Genomic DNA, 21,631 nt, shown 5'->3' on the forward strand with positions numbered 1-21,631 from the left:
CGCAATGAATTTCCAAGGAGACATCATCATGACCATCGAAGCCAAGGACGAACAGACACGCGCACCCCGTATCCGGCTCGGCATGGTCGGCGGCGGATCCGGCGCCTTTATCGGCGCGGTGCACCGGATGGCGGCGCGGCTGGATGACCGGTTCGAACTCGTCGCGGGCGCTCTCTCCTCGACGGCGGAAAAATCGGCGGCATCGGGGCGGGAACTCGGGCTTGATACGGAGCGGACCTACGGTTCCTTCGAGGAGATGGCAAGCCGCGAGGCGGAGCGCGAAGACGGCATCGAGGCGGTGTCGATCGTCACGCCGAACCATGTTCATTTTGATGCCGCCAAGGCGTTTCTCAAGCGCGGTATCCACGTCATCTGCGACAAGCCGCTGACCTCCAACCTTGCCGACGCGAAGGCGCTGAAGCAGGTAGCCGACGAGAGCGGCGCACTGTTCATCCTCACCCACAACTACACCGGCTATCCGATGGTGCGCCAGGCCCGCGAGATGGTCGAGAGTGGCGTGCTCGGCGATATCCGTATCGTCCAGGCGGAATATCCGCAGGACTGGCTGACCGAGGCGGTCGAACAGACCGGCGCCAAGCAGGCGGTGTGGCGTACCGATCCGGCCCAATCGGGTGCCGGCGGCTCGACCGGCGATATCGGCACGCATGCCTATAACCTCGCTTGCTTCATCACCGGACTGACGCTGGATAGCCTTGCCGCGGATCTCGACAGTTTCGTTGAGGGCCGCCGGCTCGACGACAATGCGCATGTGATGCTGCGGTTTGCGGCGAGACACGACGAGAAGCCGGCCAAGGGCATGCTCTGGTGCAGCCAGGTGGCGCCGGGCCACGAGAACGGCCTGAAAATCCGCGTCTACGGCACCAAGGGCGGCATCGAATGGGTGCAGGCCGATCCGAACTACCTGTGGTTCACGCCGTTTGGCGAGGAGAAGCGGCTGATCACCCGCAATGGCGCCGGTTCCGGCGCCGCTGCTGCGCGTGTCTCCCGCATTCCATCGGGTCATCCGGAAGGTTATCTCGAAGCCTTTGCAACGATCTACACGGAAGCGGCACTGGCAATCCACGCCCACCGGACGGGCGCGAAACTGGACGAGGCGGTTATCTATCCAACCGTCGACGACGGCGTGAAGGGCGTCGCCTTTGTCGAGGCCTGCGTGGAGTCGTCTCGGAACAATGGTGCTTGGGTGAAGGTGTAAAGACTTGGTGGGCGGCGTCTGCCCCTCACCCTAACCCTCTCCCCGTAGACGGGGAGAGGGGACGTGGCTCGATCGGGGCAAGGCGCGTGCGGCAAAGGACCTTCTCCCCAACTGCGGAGAGAAGGGTCCGCAGGACGCAGCCGGATGAGGGGCCTGGGGAAGAGGTGGCGGCACCCGGATAGGCGTTGGAACCCTCGCCGCGGCCGGATCTACCTCCAGTGTCAGGAGACCAATGTTGACATTTCCATTCAATCTGTACAGATACATGTACATTGTCGGAGGATAGCATTTTGGCCCACGTTCGTTTGACCGAGTTTAGGCAGAACATTGCGACCCACTTCGACAACGTGATCGCCTCTCGCGCTCCTTTGCTGGTCACCCGTCAAGGATCAGAGGCGTTGGTTCTGATTGCTGAGGGCGAGTACGAGAGCATGCTGGAAACTCTGCATCTTCTTTCCACCCCAGCGAATTCTGATCGGTTGCGCGAGAGCATTGCGCAGCTTCGCGGAGAAGAGGTGATCGCAACAGACCCGACCTTGTAGGATGAACCTTCTCTGGACGGGATACGCCTGGGAAGAGTACCAATACTGGCAAAGCGTCGATCAATCGATGGTCGAGAAAATCAACGAGCTGATCAGGGATACGAAGAGATCGCCCTTCAAGGGGCTTGGAAAACCGGAACCGCTGAAGGGCAGTCTCTCCGGGTTTTGGTCGAGGCGCATTCATGGGGAACACCGACTGGTGTATTGTGTGTCGGGCAAAGCAAGCACCCAGCAACTCGAAATCATCCAGTGCCGTTTTCACTATGAGAGATAGTATAGAGCGCACTTAAGGCGACAATCCCGAACGACATCTTCGCGCTGAACCGGTTTTCGCGCTGCAAAACCTGTACAACGGGCGGGCATTTGGTTACACGTCGCTGCTATGACGGCCGGGGTCATTGTCTCGGTCGCACCTCCATATGGCGGCATCCTGATGACTGATCCACAGACCCTCGCAGCCCGTTTCCCAGGCGATTTCACCTTTGGCGTTGCGACCGCCGCCTACCAGATCGAGGGATCGACCAAGGCGGATGGCAGGAAGCCTTCCATCTGGGATGCGTTTTCCAACATGCCGGGGCGGGTCCATAACCGCGACAATGGCGATATCGCCTGCGATCACTACAATCGCTGGGAAGCGGATCTCGACCTGATCGCCGAGATGGGTGTTTCCGCCTACCGGTTCTCGCTGGCCTGGCCGCGGATCATTCCTGAGGGCACCGGCCGGATCAACGAGCAGGGGCTCGATTTCTACGACAAGCTGATCGACGGATTGAAGGCGCGTGGCATCAAGGCATTTGCGACGCTCTATCACTGGGACCTGCCGCTTTCGCTGATGGGCGACGGCGGATGGGCCGCGCGATCGACGGCTTACGCCTTCCAGCGCTACGCCAAGGTGGTGATGGCGCGTCTCGGCGACCGGCTGGACTCGGTTGCGACATTCAACGAACCGTGGTGCTCTGTGTGGCTCAGCCACCTCTATGGCGAGCATGCGCCGGGCGAGCGCAACATGGAGGCGGCCCTTGCCGCCATGCATCACACCAACCTTGCGCATGGACTGGCGGTCGAGGCGATCCGGCATGTGACGCCGAATGTGCCTGTTGGTATCGTCCTCAACGCGCATTCCGTCATTGCCGGTTCCGATAGCGCCGATGATAGCGCTGCTGCCGAGCGTGCCTTCGACTTCCACAACGGCGCCTTTTTCGGCCCGGTGTTCAAGGGCGAATATCCGGCGTCGCTGATGTCGGCGCTTGGCGATCGCATGCCGAAAGTGGAAGACGGCGATCTTGCCGTCATCAGTCAGAAGCTCGACTGGTGGGGCCTCAACTACTATACGCCGATGCGCGTTCTTGCAGATACCGCTGATGGTGCGGAATTCCCGGCGACAAAGCCTGCGCCTTTCGTCGAAACAGCGGTCACCGATATCGGCTGGGAAATCTATGCGCCCGCCATGAAATTGCTGGTCGAGGATCTCTACCGCCGCTACGACCTGCCGGAATGCTACGTCACCGAAAACGGCGCCTGCGACAATACCGACCTTGGCGCCGACGGCACGATCGATGACACGATGCGGCTTGACTACTATGTCGAGCATCTCGGCGTCGTTGCTGATCTCGCCCGCGACGGTTATCCGATGAAGGGCTATTTCGCCTGGAGCCTGATGGACAATTTCGAATGGGCAAAGGGCTACCAGATGCGGTTCGGCCTTGTGCATGTCGACTATCAGACGCAGGTTCGTACGATCAAGCAGAGCGGCAAATGGTATCGCGAACTCGCGGCCCAGTTTCCCAAGGGTAACCACGCCCCGGCATGATTTCTCGAGAGTGTAGAAGATTTTTTCTCGTTTTCGCCGAATTTGAAATCTCATCCCTGTAAAATGTGGCGCAGGCGGGGCATTGATGCGCCATCAATAACGAGGCCTCCCGGCTTCCATTGAAAGCCGATCGAATGCTCCGCAAAGTCACCTGTCATCGAATGTGCCGCCTGGCTGCATGAATTGAGACGGCGACCCTTGTCGCCGGGATGACCTGACTGAACGTGTGAGCTTATCATGACACTTGTTACTGCCGTGGCCGATGCCGCTTCGCCTGACGTGGCGAATGCTGCGCCCATGGTGTCGTTCGAAAAGGTGGTGAAGCGGTTCGGCGGTGCGTCCGGGCAGCCCGAATTCACCGCGCTCGACGGTATCGATTTTTCGGTCGCCCGCGGCTCCATCGCCGGTATCATCGGCCGATCCGGGGCCGGAAAGTCGACTCTGATCCGGCTGGTCAACGGGCTTGAAAAGGCGACGTCCGGCACGGTCGTGGTCGATGGCGTCGAAGTGGGCGGGCTCGGCGAAGATGGTTTGCGTTCGCTGCGCCGCCAGGTCGGCATGATCTTCCAGCATTTCAATCTGCTGTCCTCGCGAACCGCGTTCGACAATGTGGCGCTGCCGCTCGAGATTGCCGGTGTGGACAAGGCGGCGATCAAGGCCAAGGTCGGGCCTCTGCTCGATCTCGTCGGTCTCGGCGACAAGGCCGGGCGTTACCCGTCCGAGCTGTCGGGTGGGCAAAAGCAGCGCGTCGGCATTGCCCGCGCGCTGGCGACCGATCCGAAACTGCTGCTCTCAGACGAAGCCACCTCGGCGCTCGATCCGGAGACCACGCATTCGATCCTTGATCTTCTGAAGCGCATCAACGCCGAACTTGGGCTGACGGTGCTCCTGATCACGCACGAAATGGAAGTGGTGAAAACGGTCGCCAGCCATGTGGCGGTGATCGATGCCGGTCGCATCGTCGAGGCCGGGCGCACGTTCGAAGTCTATGCCGATCCCAGGCACGAGACGACGCGCACGCTGCTTGCCTCGTCACTCAACCTGCCGGAATGGCTGCGCAACGGCATCAAACGGCAACCATCGGCGGGGGACCGGGCGCTGGTGCGGCTGGTGTTCTTCGGCGATACGGCCTTCAAGCCTTTGACGGGACGTCTGGTTGCCGAACTCGGCGCCGACGTCAACATTCTGGCGGGCGCGATCGAGGAGATCGCCGGCGAGCCGTTCGGATCGCTGGTCGTTTCCTATTCCGCGGACCCGGCCGTGATGGCGCGGGCGCAACAATTCTATGCCGAGACCGGCCTGAAGACGGAGGTGCTCGGCTATGTCGCTTGAGATGCTCATCAACCTTCTCACCAAGGCGCTGACCCAGACGCTGCAGATGGTGGCGATCGCCGGCTTGATCGGCTCGGCCATTGGGCTGCCGATCGGCATTTTTCTTGCCACCAGCGGCCGTGGCGAGCTGTTTCCGGCACCGGCGGCCAACCGCGTCATCGGCCTCATCGTCAACGCCGCGCGCTCGACGCCGTTCATTATTCTGGTCGTTGCGATCATACCGTTTACCCGGTTGATCACGGGAACCTCGATCGGCACCAATGCGGCTATCGTGCCTTTGACGATCGCCACCATTCCGTTCTTTGCGCGGCTCGTGGAGGCGGCGATCCGCGAGATCGACAGCGGTCTCATCGAGGCGGCCCGCGCCATGGGGGCTTCGCCGATGCAGATCGTCTTCAAGGTGCTGCTCGCGGAAGCCCGGCCCGGCCTGATCCTCGCGCTCACCATGACCATGGTCAGCCTGATCGGCTATTCGGCGATGGTCGGTGCGGTCGGCGGCGGTGGTCTCGGCGATCTCGGGATCCGCTACGGTTACCAGCGCTTCATGCCGGAAGTCATGCTCGCTGTCGTCGTGGTGCTGATCGTTCTCGTTCAGCTGGTCCAGAGCGCCGGCGACAGTCTCGCCCGACGGTTCGACAGGCGCAACCGCAAGACCTGATCAAGAACAAGCCATTCATTCTTTAAAATCCAAGGAGACAGACATGAAGAACATCATTCTCGCGGCCGCCTTCAGCGCCATCACTGCCGCATCGGCTTTTGCCGAAGACATCAAGATCGGCGTGACGCCCGGTCCGCACGCGCAGATCATGGAAAAGGTCAAGGAAATCGCAGCCCCCAAGGGCCTCAACATCGATATCCTCGAATTCTCCGACTATGTCGTCCCGAACCAGGCGCTGGCTGATGGCGAGCTTCAGGCCAATTCCTTCCAGCACAAGCCGTATCTCGACAATCAGGTGACCGACCGCAAGTTCGACCTGATCGCCGTCGGCACAACCGTCAACTTCCCGATGGGTGTCTATTCCAAGAAGGTGAAGAGCCTCGACGAACTGAAGGAAGGTGCTACGGTTTCGATCCCCAACGACCCGACCAATGGCGGTCGCGCGCTGCTGATCCTGGCCGACAAGGGTCTCATCAAGCTCAATGCCGAAAAGGGCCTTAAGGTAACGCCGGCCGACGTCACCGAAAACCCGAAGAAGATCGAATTTGCCGAGCTCGACGCAGCTCAGCTTCCGCGTTCGCTCGATGACGTCGATGCGGCCGTGATCAACACCAACTTCGCGGTCGAGGGTGGTCTCAACCCGGCCAAGGACACGATCGCCAAGGAAGGCGAAAAGGCACCTTACATCAACATCATCGCGATCAACGCGAAGGACAAGGATGCCGCCTGGGTGAAGACGCTGGTCGACAGCTATCACAGCCCTGAGGTGAAGCAGTTCGTGCTCGACACGTTCAAGGGCGTCGTCATTCCGTCCTGGTAACACGTCGAAAGACGGTAGGATCTCAGATTGAAGTGATCTAATCGAGGCCGGTCTCCGCGGAGACCGGCTTTTCTTATTGAAGTTAACGATATCTGAAGAGATCGCCGTCCAATGTGGCCCCCTTAATGAAGGGGCGGGCTATTGTTGTTCATGCCGTCACATTTCCGGCGTTCCGTTCCGGCCGGCCGTCGGTCTGTCGTGGCGATGCAACTTGTCCTGTTCGCAGTCGTCGTCACGCTCGTGACCGTCTTCATTCTGACGGCCGTCGGCCGCATTGCAGATTATGCCAACCGGTATGACGACAGCCGCTCGATGCAGACCACCGAAGGCGCGCTGCAGACCTTCCGAACCCAGCTTCAGGCCACCCTCAACGATTATTCGGCATGGGATGATGCTGCCCAGTTCGTCTATGCCCAGGACGGACAGGATTGGGTTGTCAGCAATTACGGCGATATGACGTCCAACAGCGGCCTGTTCGATATCGCGATCGTGATGGACACCGAGCGCAACGTGCTGATGTCCTATCAGGAGGGACGTCCGGCAGAATGGAACCCGCGCGAGTATTTCGATACGTCGCTCTGGACCTTGTTCGATCGGGTCCTGTCCACGGGTCGCGACGGTCTGCCGGAAGCCACGGGCTTTGTTCAGACACGCGACGGCGTTGCGGCTGTCGGCGTCGCCCTGGTGCGCGAAAAATCCGGCGCGCTCGACAAGCCGCTCTCGGAGAGACGGTTTCTCGTCTTTGCCCGCCAGCTGGACGAAAAAAAGGTGGCGGAACTTGCAAGGACCTATGTTGTCGAGGGTTTGCGGTTCATCGACAAGACAGATCAGACCAGCAACAGCGTCGAACTTCGCAACCTGCACGGCAAGCTTTTGGTCAAGCTTTCGTGGCAGCCGCGGCGTCCGGGCGACCTCGGCTTCTCCCAGGTGCAGCCTCTGGTCTACGGCGCGCTTGCCATGGTCGGGCTGTTTTTCCTGCTGCTCGTGGTCAGTGGCAGCATCACCCTAAACCAGCTCAAGCGCGACGAAGCCGATGCGAGACGGCTCGCGATGTGCGACCGGTTGAGCGGGCTTTTGAACCGTTCAGGTTTCTTTACCGCTCTCGACGCCCTTGTTCTCGAAAGCCGGGCGCAGGGCGCGCATGTTTTGCTTCTCTATCTGGATCTCGATGGCTTCAAGGAAGTCAACGATGCCTATGGTCACGGGACCGGCGACAAGCTGATCCGCGGCGTGGCGGCCGGGTTGAAGACGCTTGTTGGCAGCGAGGCGATCCTGGCGCGCGTCGGCGGCGACGAATTCGCTATCGCTCTTCCGGTGATGGGGGCATCTCCGGTGGCACCTATTCTCTGCGACCGCATTCTCGGCTTCTTCGGCGAGCCCTTCGTCATCGGCGAACGGGTGGCTGTGATCGGAACCAGTATCGGTGTCGCCATCTCGCCGCGCGGCAACGTGCCGGGAGAAGAGCTTGTCCGTCGGGCCGACATGGCGATGTACCGTGCCAAGGAAACCGGCCGCGGCCGCTATGAGAATTACCGGCCGGAAATGGATGCCGAGCGCGAGGAGCGCAACCGGCTGGAAGTGGACCTGCGGATCGCCATCGAGCGGCGCGAAATCAACATCGTCTACCAGCCCGTGGTGGATGCGACGAACTGGCGGCTGATCGGCGTCGAGGCGCTGGCCCGCTGGACCCGCAAGGGTTACGGACCGGTGCCGCCGGATGTGTTCATTCCGATTGCGGAATCAAGCGGACTGATCGACCAGCTGGGTCTGTTCGTCATGCACCGGGCCTGCGAGCGCATCGCCGACTGGCCCGGCATCAAGCTTGCCGTCAATATCTCGCCCGGCCAGTTCCGTGATCCCGAATTTTCGCAGCATGTGGCCTCGATGTTCCGCAAGACCGGAACCGATCCGTCGCGCATCACGCTGGAAATGACCGAGGGGTATTTCATCCAGAACCCAGACCGCGCTCGCGCAGCGATTGCCAGGCTGAAAAAGCTCGGTGTCGAAATTGCTCTTGACGATTTCGGCGCTGGTTTTTCGAGCGTCGGATATCTGCGGCAGTTCGGTTTCGACCGGATGAAGATCGATCGCTCGCTGGTGCATGCGATGTCCGAGGGTGACCACGCGGTTCAGACGTTGCAGGCGACCGTGGCGCTTGCCCGTTCGCTCGGCATGCCGGTGACGGCGGAAGGCGTCGAGAGCGAGGACCAGGCGTTGAAGTTGCGGATGACGGGCTGTGATGAATTGCAGGGCTATTTCTTCGGTCGGCCGATGGAAGCCCATGAGATCGACGTCATTTACCGCACCGACCGGGGACGGGACGGAAAGCGGATTGCCTGAAAACGTCTCAGGCTAGAGATGCCGCAACACCTTTGTCTTCAGGATTGCAATCAGGCCCGCATCCATGAAGTCGTAATCGTCGGGTATATCGAGACAGATCAGCCGCTTGCCCTTGAGCTGCGATCGGTATCTCTGCTGGATCTTTGCCCGGTGGGTCCGTTCCATGACGAAGAGGGTGTCGGCCCATTCGATCAATTCGGCTGAGAGAGGGTTTTCGGCATCATTGTTGGTGCCGGCGGACGACACCTCGATGCCGGGCCATTCTGCAAAAACCTGTTCGGCCGTCGGGCTGCGCAGCTTGTTCTGGCTGCAGACAAAAAGGATGTTTTTCAGTCTAGTCCATCCTTCTCGCGGACGCTCAGCTACCGATATGCTTGACGCCGCGCTGTTTGGCGAGGGCGATCTGGAGCTGCCGCTGACGGTAGCGCAACCGGTCTTCCTCGGTGCGGCTGTCGTAGCAATGGGAGCAGGAGACGCCTTCCTCATATTTGGGCGAGGTGATCTCTTCGGCGGTGATCGGATTGCGGCAGGCGTGGCAGAGCTTGTGGTTGCCTTCCTTCAGGCCATGCTCGACGGAGACGCGCTCGTCGAACACGAAACAGGCGCCTTCCCAGAGGCTTTCTTCTTCCGGCACCTGTTCCAGATATTTCAGAATGCCGCCCTTCAGGTGGTAGACGTCCTCGAAACCCTGCTGCTTCATGAAGGCTGTCGCCTTTTCGCAGCGGATGCCGCCAGTGCAGTACATGGCAATCTTCGGCTTGTTGTGCAGGCCGGTATTGTTCTTCACCCAGTCGGGAAATTCGCGAAACGTCTTGGTGTTGGGATCGACAGCGCCCTTGAAGATGCCGATCGCGGTCTCGTAATCGTTGCGGGTATCGATGACGATGGTCTCGGGATCTGAGATCAGCGCGTTCCAGTCCTTCGCCTCGACATAGGTGCCGACGATTCTGTTGGGATCGATATCCTCGACCCCCATCGTGACGATTTCCTTCTTGAGCTTTACCTTCATGCGCACGAAGGGCATTTTCGATGCGCGGCTTTCCTTGTGCTCCAGACTGGTGAATTCGGGCTGGGCGCGCAGGAATGTCAGAAGCTCGGCGATATCAGTATCGGAACCCGCCACCGTACCGTTGATGCCTTCGCGCGCGATCAGCAGCGTGCCCTTGATGCCGCGCGCGTCGCAAAAGGCCTGCAGCGGCGTCTGGAAATCCGCAAATCGTTCGAACCGCGCAAAGTGATAGAGCGCGGCAACGAGAAATGCGCCCGTGGCTTCGGGGCGGGGGAGAAGGTGGCTTTCGGTCATGCCGGTCCCATACAACCAGATGCGCTGTTGCGCAATGGATTGGGCGCTGTCGTCTTCACGACGCCGCGTGTTTCCAGAGGAGCGCGATCATCCTGCTTTCGGTGGCGGCACTATCGGAAAACACCGATTGGGCGATCGGCAGTGCTTCCTTCCGGAGCGCCTGCTGGCGGGCGATGATGGCGGCGAGTAGCCGCGCCAGCGTGTCGCTGTCGCCGAAAAGGTCGGGGCTTTCGTTGACGAGGCCCGAGAGAACGGAAAGATCGTGCTCGTGACCTAAAAGATCGACCAGTGATTTCGCCTCGGCCTGTTTGGCGCGCATCGCCGACGGCCAGATGTCGCGCAGGAGGGCAAGATGCATCCAGTAGGTCTGGCCGCTCTTGCGCAATTCGTGGAATGCCTCGGCATGGGCATTGCCCTCGCATTCCCTGATCGCGGCAAGCGCCTGCAGGCGTTGTTTCTTCCAGACCTTGGCAAGCCGGTTGGCGGTCTTTTCCGGCCGGTCGTCGAGGGAGAGGCCGTGCAACGCGTCGATGGCTTCGTGGCAGATGATCACCGCCGTCGCCATGCGGGCGGGCAAGTCTTCCTGGTGCTTGGCAATCTCGTCGCGGCGTTTGGAAAGGGCGTCGCGGGCAAAGGCAAGTGCTGCCTGTTCTTCCGGCAACGTGGACTGGCCGGCAAGATAATCGACCGTTTCGACGAGCGCCGTTGCATCGCGCACGGCAGAGAGGCTGCGGGCCATGTCGCCGATCCGGGTGTTTTCCCGGCTTCTGAATTCCTTGGCGTCCGGCTGGATCAGGCGGTACAGCGCCCGCACGCGCTTGAAACGCTTGCGCGCATCGTGGATCGCCGTGTGAGCCCCATCGGGCTTGTCGGCGAGATAGCGGACCGCCTTCGACAGCTGCTGCTCGGCAACCGCGACAAACTCGACGGTAAACGGCTTATCGGGTCGCAGGTGGTAGGCCATCGAGAAGCTCCCGGCTCAGATCCTGGTTGGCCATGACGGCGTTGGAATAGCGGCGATCGCCTGTGACGTCGTCGCCGATCCAGTCCGGTATCGGCGGACGTTCGGTTTCGCTTTGAAGTTCGACCTCGGCGACAACCAGGCCGTTATAGACGCCTTCATACACATCCACTTCCCAGGTGTAGCCCTGATGCTCGACATTGAAGCGGGTCTTGTCGAGGACGATGCCGGTGGCACCAGCTGCCATGTCCTTGGCATCGGCGAGCGGAATCTCGTACTCGAACTCCGAGCGCGAGAACAATTCCGAGCCGATCTTGATCGTCAGCTTGGCCTTCTCGTCATCCATGATGCGAACGCGAACCGAGCGATCAGCGGCAACGGCGATATAGGCCTGCAGGAACCGCGAGGAGGATGCGACCTCGTTCCGCCAGGCATCGTTCTTGACCAGATACTTGCGCTCGATTTCCTGTCCCATGGGCCTCGTCTTGGTTGTGGAGATGTACCGTAGCGCAAAGATGCACAAGGGCAAGAGTATCGGCAAGAGCATGGTAAAGCGGTGCTTCGGCCGGGTGCTTAAGAGAAGTCGGCAAGGGGCCCGAGGTTGCGTGGATCGGGGGATTTGTTCTCGACAATGACGTGATCGACCGTTATTTCCGGGCAAGGGATTTCAATCGTTTTAGGGAGTGTTCTTCATGGCTGACCAGAATCCGGGCCAGAACCCAAGCAAGACTGAAAAGCTGCTGACCATCCTGAAATTGCAGCCCGTCGTTCCGGTGCTGATCGTTGATGATGCGAAGTCGGCTGTCGGGCTTGCGCGGGCGCTGGTCGCCGGCGGACTGCGGGCGATCGAGATCACCATGCGCACGCCGGCAGCGCTCGACGCCGTGAAGGCTGTTGCAGCCGAAGTCGAAGGCGCCAATGTCGGAGCCGGCACGATCCTCAACGCGAAAGACTGGGAAGCCGCCGTCAAGGCCGGTTCGACCTTTATCGTGTCTCCGGGCGTTTCTCCGGGTGTTCTCGCGGCCGCCAAGGATTCGCCGGTTCCGCTTCTTCCGGGTGCAGCGACTGCCAGCGAAGTGATGACGCTCCGGGAAGCCGGTTACAACGTGATGAAGTTCTTTCCTGCCGAACAGGCCGGTGGCGCCGCCTATCTGAAGGCCCTTTCGTCGCCACTCGCAGGCACGCTGTTTTGCCCGACTGGCGGCATTTCGCTGAAGAATGCCAACGATTACCTGTCGCTCCCCAACGTCATCTGCGTCGGCGGTTCCTGGGTAGCCCCGAAGGAACTCGTCGCAGCCGGCGACTGGGCCGCCATCACCAAGCTCGCCTCCGAGGCATTCGCGCTCAGGGCTTAAATCCGTTCTGACATTTTCGTTATCGGCGGCGCGGGAAAATTGTTTTCCTGGGCTGCCGTTCCTATCTCCGGGTTCGAATTCAACAGTAGGAGATACGGATGTTCGACGCGAAGAAGCTTCTTGACCAGTTCCTGGGTTCGCAGGTCCCCGGTCTTTCGGGAAGCGTGAAGGGCCGGGCTGGGCAGTTCGGCGATATGGCGAAGAACAATCCGTTGAAGTCTGCCGGCATTGCCGCAGCACTTCTCGGCACCAAGACCGGCCGCAAGATTGCCGGCAATGTGGTGACCGTGGGTGGCATCGCAGCCGTCGCGGGTCTCGGGTATCTCGCCTACAAGAACTACAAGTCCGGGCAGTCGCCGCAGGCAGCGATTCAGCCGACGCCGTCTGCTGCCGAGCCGATTGCGCTGCCGCCGCCGGACAGCCCGTTTTCGCTTCAGTCACCTGAGCTTACCAACGATTTCGCCCTGACCCTGGTGCGCGCCATGATCGCTGCCGCCAAGGCGGACGGCCATATCGATGCGGCCGAGCGGGCCAACATCATGAACAAGGTGCATGAGGTCGATCTCGGCGACGAGGCGGAAGCCTTTATCCGCGACGAGCTTGCCAACCCTGTCGATATCGACGATCTAGTCGCCGCTGCCCGCACCGAGGAGCAGAAGGTGGAGCTTTACACCGCGACCCGCATGACGATCGATCCGGATACGCGGGCCGAGCGCGGTTACCTCGATCTTCTCGCCGGACGCCTCGGCCTGCCCGATGCCTTGCTCGAGCACATCGATGCGACGGTCACCGCAGCAAAAGTGCCCGCTTAAAGGGCGAGAACATGGGTAACGATCTCGGTGACGTCTACCGCGATTACATCCATTGCCTGAACCGGCAGGACTGGGGGCGGCTCGGGGACTTTGTGGATGACGATGTCATCCATAATGACCGGCCGCTCGGGCTGTCCGGCTACCGCGATATGCTCGTCGGGAATTTCAGCGATATTCCCGACCTCCGCTTCAGCATTGATCTGCTGGTCGTCGATCCGCCGCATGTGGTCAGCCGGTTGCTGTTCGAGTGTTCGCCTCGGGCCGAGTTTCTGGGGCTTCCGGTCAATGGGCGCCGGGTGTCGTTTAGTGAAAACGTCATTTATCGGTTTCGCGACGGCAAGATCGTGCAGGTCTGGTCGATAGTCGACAAGGTCGCCATCGAAGCGCAGCTGTGAGCTCCATCGATCGTCTCAGCCGGTTGCCTTTCGACAGGTGCTGGCCTAAGCCTTGACGCCTCATCTGCAGCGATTGCGACGCAGCCGCTGCGCATCTTGCTGGACCTGCCCGAATGCGCGATCTTTCCAATTACAAAGTTGCCGCCCCCAGCCCCGTCACCCTGACCGGACGGTTCTTGACGCTCGAGCCCTATGACCGTGAAAAGCATCTGGCTGATCTCTGGGAGGCGCTGGGCGGTGCCGAGGGGATCAACGAGCTGATCCGCTATTTTCCGAACGATCAATATTCGACCGCCGAAGAGTTCGGCGCGTGGCTGGACAATGTGAATGCGAACCTTGGCTTCGTGACGCTGGTTGCGCGTGAAAACGCCTCTGGCGCGGTTGTCGGCATGGCGAGCTATATGCGGCCGGACCCGAAAAACGGTGTGATCGAGGTGGGGTCCGTGGCGCACGGCGTTGCGATGAAGCGGTCGCCGATGTCGACAGAGCTGCATTACCTGATGGCTCGCCACGTGTTCGAGACGCTTGATTATCGTCGCTACGAATGGAAATGCCACAACGAGAACGAGCCTTCCAAGGTGACGGCGCTGCGTTACGGCTTCACATTCGAAGGCGTGTTCCGCCAGCACATCATTTCGCGCGGCGCAAACCGCGATACGGCCTGGTTCTCGATGATCGACAGTGAGTGGCCGGTGATCAAGGCCGGGTTCGAGGCCTGGCTCTCGCCCGATAATTTCGATGAAGACGGCCGGCAGAAAAAGCGGCTGGAAGATCTCAGGGCCGAATTTGCCGGCGGGAAAACCACATGACGCCAGAAGCGAAATCACAGGCGATCGCGGCTGCCGCCATTCTCTTCGGCGCGGCGGTGGTCATCTATCTCATGCCGACCATCGTGTTGTGGATCGGCAATTACTCGCCGCTGCTGGCGTTTTTCGTCGGCGCGCTGCTGGTTCTCGGCTTCTTCCTGATCTTCTGGCTGCGAGCAAGGTATCAGCGGCGGAAGTAATTGCAGGGTATGGTCGGGCGCAAGCGTGAAGACGTTCTCATCCCTGTGCCTGTCACAGGGATGAGTGTGGAAAGCTAGCCGCTCGCCCTTAAGCCGCTTTGGCGCCGATCGCTTCCAGCTCCGCCATCACATCCGCCGACAGTTCGATGTCGGCGACGGCGAGGTTTTCGCGCAGGTGCCCGCGCGACGAGGTGCCCGGGATCAGCAGGATGTTCGGCGAGCGCTTCAGCAGCCAGGCCAGTGCCACCTGCATCGGCGTTGCGTCGAGCTTTGCTGCTACATCCGACAGCGTCGAGGATTGCAGGGGCGAGAAGCCGCTGAGCGGGAAGAAGGGGACGTAAGCCGTGCCTTCTGCCGCCAGATGATCGATGAGGTCATCGTCATCGCGGTGCGCGAGATTGTACTGGTTCTGGACGCAGACGATCTCGGTGATCTTGCGGCCATCCTCGACCTGCTTTCGCGTCACGTTCGAGAGGCCGATATGCTTGATGAGGCCCTCGCGCTGGAGTTCGGCGAGGACCGTCAGCGGTTCTTCCAGCGAGCCTTCGGCGGGGCCATGGACATCCAGCATGGAACGCAGATTGACCACCTCCATCGCATCGAGACCGAGGTTCCTGAGGTTATCGTGGACGGCCTTCGTGAGTGCTTTTTTCGAAAAGGCCGGGTTCCACGATGCGTCGTCGCCTCTGATGGCGCCGACCTTGGTGACGATAACGAGATCGTCGCTATAGGGATGCAGCGCTTCGCGGATGATCTCGTTGGTAATATGCGGACCGTAGAAGTCGCTGGTGTCGATATGGTCGACGCCGGCTTCGATGGCCTCGCGCAGCACCGCAACGGCTTCCGCGCGGTCCTTCGGCGGGCCGAACACGCCCTTGCCGGCAAGCTGCATGGCGCCGTAGCCGAGACGTTTTACGGGGCGGTCGCCGAGTTTATAGGTGCCGGCTTTTTCAAGATTGGTCATGGTTTTACTCCCTATCGGTGAGGCAGAGATAGGGCTATCCAGCCCGCGCGATAATCGGTTACAATTCGGACGGGCTGTACGGCAGGGCGGACAATGAAATACGACGCTGGTGATCTCGGAGCATTCGTCGCGGTGGCGAGGACGAAAGGGTTTCGCGATGCGGCCCGGCTGACTGGCGGAAGCGCTTCCGGGCTGAGCGATGCAGTCCGGCGTCTGGAAGAAAAGATCGGCGTCCGGCTTCTCAACCGCACGACCCGCAGCGTGACGCCGACGGAGGCGGGGAGGGCACTGCTCGACCGGCTGGGACCGGCGCTATCGGAAATGGAAGCGGCGCTCGACATGGCTGCCGGGTTTCGGGGGCGGCCGGCGGGACTGTTGACGCTGAATGTGCCGGCCAGTGCGGCGCGGATCGTCCTGCCGCAGATCGTGCCGGCGTTTCTGGCTGCCTATCCGGACATCCGTCTCGACATCATGACCGACGAGAGCTTCGTCGATATCATCGCTGCCGGCTGCGACGCCGGCATTCGCTATGACGAGCGGCTGGAGCAGGACATGATCGCCGTGCCGATCGGTCCACGCGTTCAGCGTTTCGCGCTTGCGGCATCGCCCGCCTATCTTGCCGCGCGGGGCTATCCGGACCATCCGCGCGATCTGTTGGCGCATTCCTGCATCCGGAGTCGGTTCAGGGACCGTCCGGTCACGCCCTGGGAGTTCGAACGCGATGGCGAGGAGGTGGTGGTGGATCCATCGGCGCAGCTGATCGTGCAGGCGGGTGGCGGGTCCGATCTCGGTGTGGACGCGGCGATTGCCGGCACCGGTATCGTCGCGCTGTTCGAGGACTGGCTGAAGCCGCATTTTGACAGTGGTGCGCTGGAACCGGTGCTCGAGCCGTGGTGGCCCTCATTCTCAGGGCCGTTTCTCTATTATCCCGGGCGACGACTGGTACCGGCTCCGCTGCGCACCTTCATCGATTTTATCAAGGCGATGCCGCAGCCGGGTTGAGCGTTCAGCCCTGCAGCGAGGCGCCGAGCAGGGAAAGGCCGATCAGCAGGATGAACAGGGCGCCGCCGATCTCGATCGCATGGCCGATGCGTCGTCCGCTGCGCGAGCCGGGGCCTGCGAACTTGAGCGCGATATCCTTGGCGCCGACGGCTAGCGTTGCGAGGATCGTCACCGTGATCGCCGTGCCGATCGACATGGCGAGGACAGACAGCACGCCGCCGAGATAGAGGCCATTCAGAAGCGAGAAGCTCATGACGAGGATGGCGCCGGAGCAGGGGCGAAGTCCGACAGCAATGATCGCCGACCAAGCTTCCTTGAGGTTGAAGTTGCGGGCGCCGAGCGTCGACGGGTCAGGCATGTGGCTGATGCCGCAGGCCTCGCAGGTGTCGCTGTCTCCCTGAAATGCGTGGTCGTTGATCTCGACCGCCTGGAAATTGAGACCGGTCGCGCGTCGTCCGTTGGAAGAGCCGTCGAACAGCATGGCGGTCGATCCGCCGGCTGAAGTCGCCGCTGCCGCCGTGCGGCCGCGGTCTGGAGCGCGCACGACCCGCATGCGGAGTGCCCGGATCTTCTTGACCAAAAGCCAGGCGCCGAACAGGGAGACCATGGCAAAGCTTGCAACCTCCATGGTCCAGGTGGCCTGGGTCATGGTGATGCCGGTGCCGCGGAGCAGGACGAAGGCAGCGCCGACCACGAGGATCGCGACCAGGCCCTGCAAAAGCGCGGAGATGAAGGAGATCGTGACGCCGCGGCGCAGTTCGACTTCGTTGGCGATCATGTAGGAGGAAATCACCGCCTTGCCGTGGCCGGGGCCGGCGGCGTGGAAGACGCCATAGGCAAAAGACAGGCCGATCAGGCCGACAAGTGCAGACGGATCCTCGCGCATCGCCCGCAGCGCGCCGGTCAGAGAGCGGTAGAAGCCCTGCTGGTAGGCGTTGATCCACTGGAAGAAGGGGGCAAGCGGCCCGCCCACCGAGAAAGAGGGTTCCGCTGCACCGACGCCGAGCGGCGACTGGGCGTGCGCGGCGGTGGCGACCAGCGCCGCCGCGAGAGCGGCAAACAGCAGGCCGGTCGACGCTTTCCTCAGCATGTCACTTCCATGCGGGTGGCAAAGAGCTTGGTCATGTCGGTCCCCGTCGGATCGTTGAAGAAAGCATCTGTCAGAGACGCGCTGTTTTGCGAAATCACGTCGTCGGGATCGGGCCGTACGACCTTGTGCTCGCACTTCTCGAAGCCCGCACCCTTCAGCACCAGATCCTTGTCGGTGGGGAAGTCGATCGCCGTGTACATGGTGGGGTCGTAGATGCCGAAGGTGAGCTTTCCCTTGAGAGGGACCGGCTTTTCAGGCTTCACCGCAAAGATCAGCATCAACTGCTTGTCCTGCATCGTGGTGTGAAAGACGTCCGGCTTCTTTATGCCGATCTGGGCGCCATCCAGCGTCACGGTGGAGAAGTAGTGGTAGTCGGCAAGCGAGGTGCGGATGGTTTCGCCGAGTTCGGCGAGCTCATGCGGATCGAGCTTGAGATCGCCGTTCTTGTCGAAATCGAGGATGACGCTCGAGGAGAACACTTCATCGAAGCGCCAGACATTGCGCAGTTCCTGCACGGTGCCATCGGCGCCTGCGACAATTTCCAGCCGCGCCTCGGCGAAGATATGCGGATGGGCAAGAGCCGGTGCGGGAACGGCCAGGGGTGCAGCCAGGGTCGCTGCCGTCAGAATTGTCGCAAGTCTGTTTCGCATATCCGAGCAGGTCCAGCATAGTTGCGCAGCGGCATTGCGTCCGGACCTGCGCCAAATCAAAAGGGGTGTCGTTCGTCCGTCCGCAAGCTGTGGTCTGGCCCCGAAATGGGACGGAATTTCGACTGTGGCGTTACAGCATTACAGGTCAGCGCGGTTGGCGGAACCAGTTGGCGAGGAAATCCACGAAGCTTCTCACCTTGGCCGGGAGGTAACGGCGATGCGGATAGACCGCATAGATGCCGCGTTCACGGGTGATGTATTTGTCGAACAGATTGACGAGTTCGCCCGACTGGATCGAGGCCATGGCGACGAAGTCGGGGATGATCGCGACGCCGAGACCGGCGCGGGCCGCGCGCAAGGTTGCCTGCGGACTGTTGACCTCGATCGGGCCGGAGACCGCGACCGAAATCATCGAGCCATCAGGATCGACGAAGCGGATATTGTTGTGCCAGCGCGAATTGGTGTCGATAATGAACGGCACCTTGTTCAGCTGCTGCGGATGCGTAAGGGGCCCGTATTGCGCCACGACATCGGGCGTTGCCACCGCATGGACCCGGAAATCGGCGAGCTTCTTGGCGATCAGGCCGGAATCCTCCAGCCGGGTGATTCGGATCGCCAGATCGAAATTTTCCTCGATCAGGTCGACAAACCGGTCATCGGCGACGATTTCCAACTGGACGTCCGGATGCGCCTTGGCGAAGTCGATGAACGACTGGCCGACATCCGCATCGATGAAGGTGCGCGGCACGGAGATCCGCAGGCGGCCCTTGAGATCGGCATTGTTCTCGCGCACGAGGTCCGCGAGATTGTCGATCTCCTTCAGGATATCGGCAGCTGTGCGATAATAGGTGTGGCCCGCCTCCGTCATCGAGAACTGGCGGGTGGTCCGGTTGAGAAGAAGCGCGCCGAGATCGTCTTCCAGTTCGCGGACATATTTCGACAGCAGCGCCTTGGAACGGCCTGTGCGACGGGCGGCGGCCGAAAAGCCCTCGGCCTCGACCACGTCGATGAAGGCGCGCATGCGGGTGAGTGTGTCCATGGGCGAAGGGTGCTCCCGATCTCAGAAGTCTTCTGTCTCCGCCAGGGCAAGCAGAAATACAAGCGCTGTGCTGAGCCGACGCATGTCTTTCTGGCTGAAGGCCCCTATCTTGCTGCCAATTTTCAAGCAAGAGACGCCAATGAACTTGTCCGTCATGACCTGTGACGGATGCCGCAGGCCATTTTCCCGATCGGGTTCGACAAGGATGCGGAAGTCGAGATCAAGACGTGTCGATGTCATGGGCCAGACGACGACCGAAGGATAGGTATCCGACAAAGCGTTCGTCTAGATCACGATGGCCGGGCGCGGCTTCCCGTAGTCGCCGGAGATGGAAAGGGTGACGATGTCGCCTCGTTTCATTCTTGCCGCGTCCCGCCTGGCTCGTCCTCATTCCAATCCGCAACCCTCTCCATCCATTCGAGGATCTCACGTTCCTCTTCCGGACCAAGGCTTGCGATCGCGGCTGCCAGCCGAGCCTGGGCCTCGGGGCTTTTCAGCTCCAGAAGCTGCTCCCGAATTTCAGGCGAGATCACCGTTGAGGACGGTGATCTATGTGTGGTCTGCTTCCTAACCGTCGGCATCCAGTATCTTCAACGCTGGCCTGTTTCACCAGTCGAATCGTGCGCGTGCCCTCGCGGAAATTCTACCGGGGGCTGCCTTTTGATTATTTTCCCCCCGGCCCAAAATACCGCTTGATTATGACCGCGAATATTCTTATCTCCCGTGCAGCCCAAAGTCGCACGTGCCCGTGGGTGTCCGCCGACCCTCTATTTGGTGAGGTCATCGGTAAGGTACCTGGAACTAACCCCTCCAGTCGCTATTCCGGCCATCCGGGAAATGCGAGGACATCTAAAGCAACGACGGTGCGGGCCTTTTTGTTCTCTCCCGGCTTTCCAACAGCCGGGGTTACTGAAGAGGCACACCATCATTGCCGGAAGTGCGGTAGGGACCTCCCTCCAATCCATGGCAGACAAAGCCGGATTTTCGTTCTTGGCAGAACGTTGATCCACTTACCGCGCGTTTGAGCGTGTCAGGGAACCGGTGTCTCCACCGACTGGATCCTGGCGCATGTTCATCCGTCCTTTGTCCTCCGGTTCGCAAGCCGGAGCCTTTGAGATTTGGAAGGGATTGACCATGACCACTGCCCGCATCCTCGACTTCATCAAGACCCAGCGTCCCGATGGTCCCTACCTCGTGGTCGATCTCGATGTCGTGCGCGACAATTTCAACGCCTTCCGTCATGCCCTGCCGGACAGCGCGATCTACTACGCCGTGAAGGCCAATCCCGAGCCGGCAATCCTCAAGCTTCTTGCTTCGATGGGTTCCAACTTCGACTGCGCCTCCGTCGCCGAAATCCAGATGGCACTCGATGCCGGTGCAAACGCATCGCGCATCTCGTTCGGCAACACGATCAAGAAGGAACGCGACATTGCGCGTGCTTTCGCGCTCGGCGTTGGCCTCTATGCCGTCGACAGCCATGAGGAAGTCGAAAAGATTTCCCGTGCTGCTCCCGGTGCAAAGGTGTTCTGCCGCGTGCTGACCGATGGCGAAGGCGCCGAATGGCCGCTGTCGCGCAAGTTCGGCTGCGTGCCGCAGATGGCCGTCGACGTTCTCGTCTACGCACACCAGCTTGGTCTCGAAAGCTACGGCGTCTCGTTCCATGTCGGTTCGCAGATGACGAAGGTCGATGCCTGGGATGCGGCTCTGGCCGATGCCAAGCGCGTGTTCAGCCAGCTCGCAAAGCAAGGTATCGTTCTGCAGATGGTCAACATGGGCGGCGGTTTCCCGACCAAGTACCTGCGCGACGTGCCGAAGGCTGAAGAATACGGCCAGGCTATCTTTGCTTCGCTGCGTAAGCATTTCGGCAATAACCTGCCGAAGACGATCATCGAGCCGGGTCGCGGCATGGTCGGCAATGCAGGCGTCATCAAGGCTGAAGTCGTTCTCGTCTCGAAGAAGTCCGACAACGACAACCACCGTTGGGTCTTCCTCGACATCGGCAAGTTCGGCGGTCTCGCCGAAACCATGGACGAGGCTATCCGTTACCCGATCCGCACCGAGCGCGACGGCGACGCGATGGAGCCTTGCGTTCTGGCCGGTCCGACCTGCGATTCGGCCGACGTGATGTACGAGAAGAACATGTACCCGCTGCCGATCTCGCTTTCGATCGGCGACGAGGTTCTGATCGAGGGCACCGGCGCCTACACGACCACCTATTCGGCGGTTGCGTTCAACGGCTTCGATCCGCTCAAGGCCTACGTCATCTAAGGCGTTACAAGCGTCACTACTTTCGCGGTTCCCGACCTCCAGACGGGAGCCGCAAATTCACAATGATC

The 21,631-nt window shown here is 60.9% G+C and carries 24 protein-coding genes; 15 read left to right on the plus strand and 9 right to left on the minus strand.

Annotation, left to right across the window (positions count from 1 at the left end):
- Positions 1–28: 28 nt before the first annotated feature.
- From ACQY1J_RS07085 to ACQY1J_RS07120, 8 genes are all read left to right on the plus strand, one after another.
- On the plus strand, positions 29–1,216 hold the full coding sequence (locus ACQY1J_RS07085; RefSeq protein ID WP_430251058.1) for a Gfo/Idh/MocA family protein: 1,188 nt from the start codon (positions 29–31) through the stop codon (positions 1,214–1,216).
- A gap of 290 nt (positions 1,217–1,506) precedes the next feature.
- Positions 1,507–1,758, plus strand: coding sequence for a type II toxin-antitoxin system Phd/YefM family antitoxin (locus ACQY1J_RS07090; protein ID WP_430251059.1), 252 nt, complete (start codon positions 1,507–1,509; stop codon positions 1,756–1,758).
- A gap of 1 nt (position 1,759) precedes the next feature.
- Complete coding sequence (locus ACQY1J_RS07095; RefSeq protein WP_430251060.1) at positions 1,760–2,032, plus strand: Txe/YoeB family addiction module toxin; 273 nt, start codon at positions 1,760–1,762, stop codon at positions 2,030–2,032.
- Positions 2,033–2,191: 159 nt separating this feature from the next.
- Positions 2,192–3,568, plus strand: coding sequence for a GH1 family beta-glucosidase (locus ACQY1J_RS07100; protein ID WP_430251061.1), 1,377 nt, complete (start codon positions 2,192–2,194; stop codon positions 3,566–3,568).
- Between the two features lie 297 nt (positions 3,569–3,865).
- Positions 3,866–4,900 (plus strand): methionine ABC transporter ATP-binding protein, encoded by a 1,035-nt coding sequence (locus ACQY1J_RS07105; protein ID WP_113167550.1) that lies wholly within the window; start codon positions 3,866–3,868, stop codon positions 4,898–4,900.
- The gene (locus ACQY1J_RS07110; protein ID WP_062461169.1) at positions 4,890–5,558 is read left to right on the plus strand and encodes a methionine ABC transporter permease; all 669 of its coding nucleotides are present in this window, start codon (positions 4,890–4,892) and stop codon (positions 5,556–5,558) included. The genes ACQY1J_RS07105 and ACQY1J_RS07110 overlap by 11 nt, the downstream gene beginning before the upstream one ends.
- A gap of 43 nt (positions 5,559–5,601) precedes the next feature.
- A complete protein-coding gene (locus ACQY1J_RS07115) occupies positions 5,602–6,378 on the plus strand; it encodes a MetQ/NlpA family ABC transporter substrate-binding protein (RefSeq protein ID WP_113167546.1) in 777 nt (258 codons plus the stop codon).
- Between the two features lie 150 nt (positions 6,379–6,528).
- Positions 6,529–8,718, plus strand: a complete 2,190-nt coding sequence (locus ACQY1J_RS07120; protein WP_244508729.1) for a bifunctional diguanylate cyclase/phosphodiesterase — start codon at positions 6,529–6,531, stop codon at positions 8,716–8,718.
- 12 nt (positions 8,719–8,730) lie between these two features.
- Here the strand turns inward: ACQY1J_RS07120 and ACQY1J_RS07125 are convergent, their stop codons facing one another.
- From ACQY1J_RS07125 to ACQY1J_RS07140, 4 genes are read right to left on the minus strand one after another with little or no spacing between them, the layout of a single operon-like run.
- Complete coding sequence (locus tag ACQY1J_RS07125; RefSeq protein ID WP_430251880.1) at positions 8,731–9,051, minus strand: low molecular weight protein tyrosine phosphatase family protein; 321 nt, start codon at positions 9,049–9,051, stop codon at positions 8,731–8,733.
- Positions 9,052–9,076: 25 nt separating this feature from the next.
- Positions 9,077–10,021: a rhodanese-related sulfurtransferase gene (locus ACQY1J_RS07130; protein ID WP_430251062.1), complete on the minus strand. Its 945-nt coding sequence runs from the start codon at positions 10,019–10,021 to the stop codon at positions 9,077–9,079.
- 55 nt (positions 10,022–10,076) lie between these two features.
- Positions 10,077–10,985, minus strand: a complete 909-nt coding sequence (locus ACQY1J_RS07135) for a CHAD domain-containing protein (RefSeq protein WP_430251063.1) — start codon at positions 10,983–10,985, stop codon at positions 10,077–10,079.
- Positions 10,960–11,457 (minus strand): CYTH domain-containing protein, encoded by a 498-nt coding sequence (locus ACQY1J_RS07140; RefSeq protein ID WP_113109712.1) that lies wholly within the window; start codon positions 11,455–11,457, stop codon positions 10,960–10,962. The genes ACQY1J_RS07135 and ACQY1J_RS07140 overlap by 26 nt, the downstream gene beginning before the upstream one ends.
- A 217-nt stretch (positions 11,458–11,674) precedes the next feature.
- Here ACQY1J_RS07140 and ACQY1J_RS07145 point away from each other — a divergent pair, with 217 nt between their 5' ends.
- The 5 genes from ACQY1J_RS07145 (at position 11,675) to ACQY1J_RS07165 (ending at position 14,550) form a co-directional block, all read left to right on the plus strand.
- Positions 11,675–12,337, plus strand: coding sequence for a 2-dehydro-3-deoxy-phosphogluconate aldolase (locus tag ACQY1J_RS07145; protein ID WP_113109713.1), 663 nt, complete (start codon positions 11,675–11,677; stop codon positions 12,335–12,337).
- A 98-nt stretch (positions 12,338–12,435) separates the two neighbouring features.
- Complete coding sequence (locus ACQY1J_RS07150) at positions 12,436–13,149, plus strand: tellurite resistance TerB family protein (protein WP_062461148.1); 714 nt, start codon at positions 12,436–12,438, stop codon at positions 13,147–13,149.
- 11 nt (positions 13,150–13,160) lie between these two features.
- Complete coding sequence (locus ACQY1J_RS07155) at positions 13,161–13,544, plus strand: ester cyclase (protein WP_430251064.1); 384 nt, start codon at positions 13,161–13,163, stop codon at positions 13,542–13,544.
- A 113-nt stretch (positions 13,545–13,657) separates the two neighbouring features.
- The gene (locus tag ACQY1J_RS07160; RefSeq protein WP_430251065.1) at positions 13,658–14,353 is read left to right on the plus strand and encodes a GNAT family N-acetyltransferase; all 696 of its coding nucleotides are present in this window, start codon (positions 13,658–13,660) and stop codon (positions 14,351–14,353) included.
- The gene (locus tag ACQY1J_RS07165; RefSeq protein ID WP_062582124.1) at positions 14,350–14,550 is read left to right on the plus strand and encodes a hypothetical protein; all 201 of its coding nucleotides are present in this window, start codon (positions 14,350–14,352) and stop codon (positions 14,548–14,550) included. Before ACQY1J_RS07160 ends, ACQY1J_RS07165 begins: the two co-directional genes overlap by 4 nt.
- 88 nt (positions 14,551–14,638) lie before the next feature.
- On the opposite strand, the gene ACQY1J_RS07170 is transcribed toward ACQY1J_RS07165, so the two are convergent.
- Positions 14,639–15,514, minus strand: coding sequence for an aldo/keto reductase family oxidoreductase (locus tag ACQY1J_RS07170; protein WP_430251066.1), 876 nt, complete (start codon positions 15,512–15,514; stop codon positions 14,639–14,641).
- Between the two features lie 93 nt (positions 15,515–15,607).
- Between ACQY1J_RS07170 and ACQY1J_RS07175 the strand changes: the two genes are divergently transcribed.
- Positions 15,608–16,516 (plus strand): LysR family transcriptional regulator, encoded by a 909-nt coding sequence (locus tag ACQY1J_RS07175; protein ID WP_430251067.1) that lies wholly within the window; start codon positions 15,608–15,610, stop codon positions 16,514–16,516.
- Positions 16,517–16,520: 4 nt separating this feature from the next.
- Here the strand turns inward: ACQY1J_RS07175 and ACQY1J_RS07180 are convergent, their stop codons facing one another.
- From ACQY1J_RS07180 to ACQY1J_RS07195, 4 genes are all read right to left on the minus strand, one after another.
- Entirely contained in the window at positions 16,521–17,606 is a 1,086-nt protein-coding gene (locus tag ACQY1J_RS07180; RefSeq protein WP_430251068.1) for a nickel/cobalt transporter, read from the minus strand.
- Entirely contained in the window at positions 17,600–18,256 is a 657-nt protein-coding gene (locus tag ACQY1J_RS07185; RefSeq protein WP_430251069.1) for a DUF1007 family protein, read from the minus strand. The genes ACQY1J_RS07180 and ACQY1J_RS07185 overlap by 7 nt, the downstream gene beginning before the upstream one ends.
- Before the next feature lie 145 nt (positions 18,257–18,401).
- Positions 18,402–19,295: a LysR family transcriptional regulator gene (locus tag ACQY1J_RS07190; RefSeq protein WP_430251070.1), complete on the minus strand. Its 894-nt coding sequence runs from the start codon at positions 19,293–19,295 to the stop codon at positions 18,402–18,404.
- Between the two features lie 21 nt (positions 19,296–19,316).
- Entirely contained in the window at positions 19,317–19,571 is a 255-nt protein-coding gene (locus ACQY1J_RS07195; RefSeq protein ID WP_430251071.1) for a type II toxin-antitoxin system PemK/MazF family toxin, read from the minus strand.
- Positions 19,572–20,429: 858 nt separating this feature from the next.
- Here ACQY1J_RS07195 and odc2 point away from each other — a divergent pair.
- Entirely contained in the window at positions 20,430–21,563 is a 1,134-nt protein-coding gene (gene odc2, locus ACQY1J_RS07200) for an ornithine/lysine decarboxylase (protein ID WP_062461910.1), read from the plus strand.
- Positions 21,564–21,631 lie beyond the last annotated feature (68 nt).

Origin of the sequence: Neorhizobium sp. DAR64860/K0K1, from assembly GCF_050500205.1 — a bacterium.
Lineage (GTDB): Bacteria > Pseudomonadota > Alphaproteobacteria > Rhizobiales > Rhizobiaceae > Neorhizobium > Neorhizobium soli.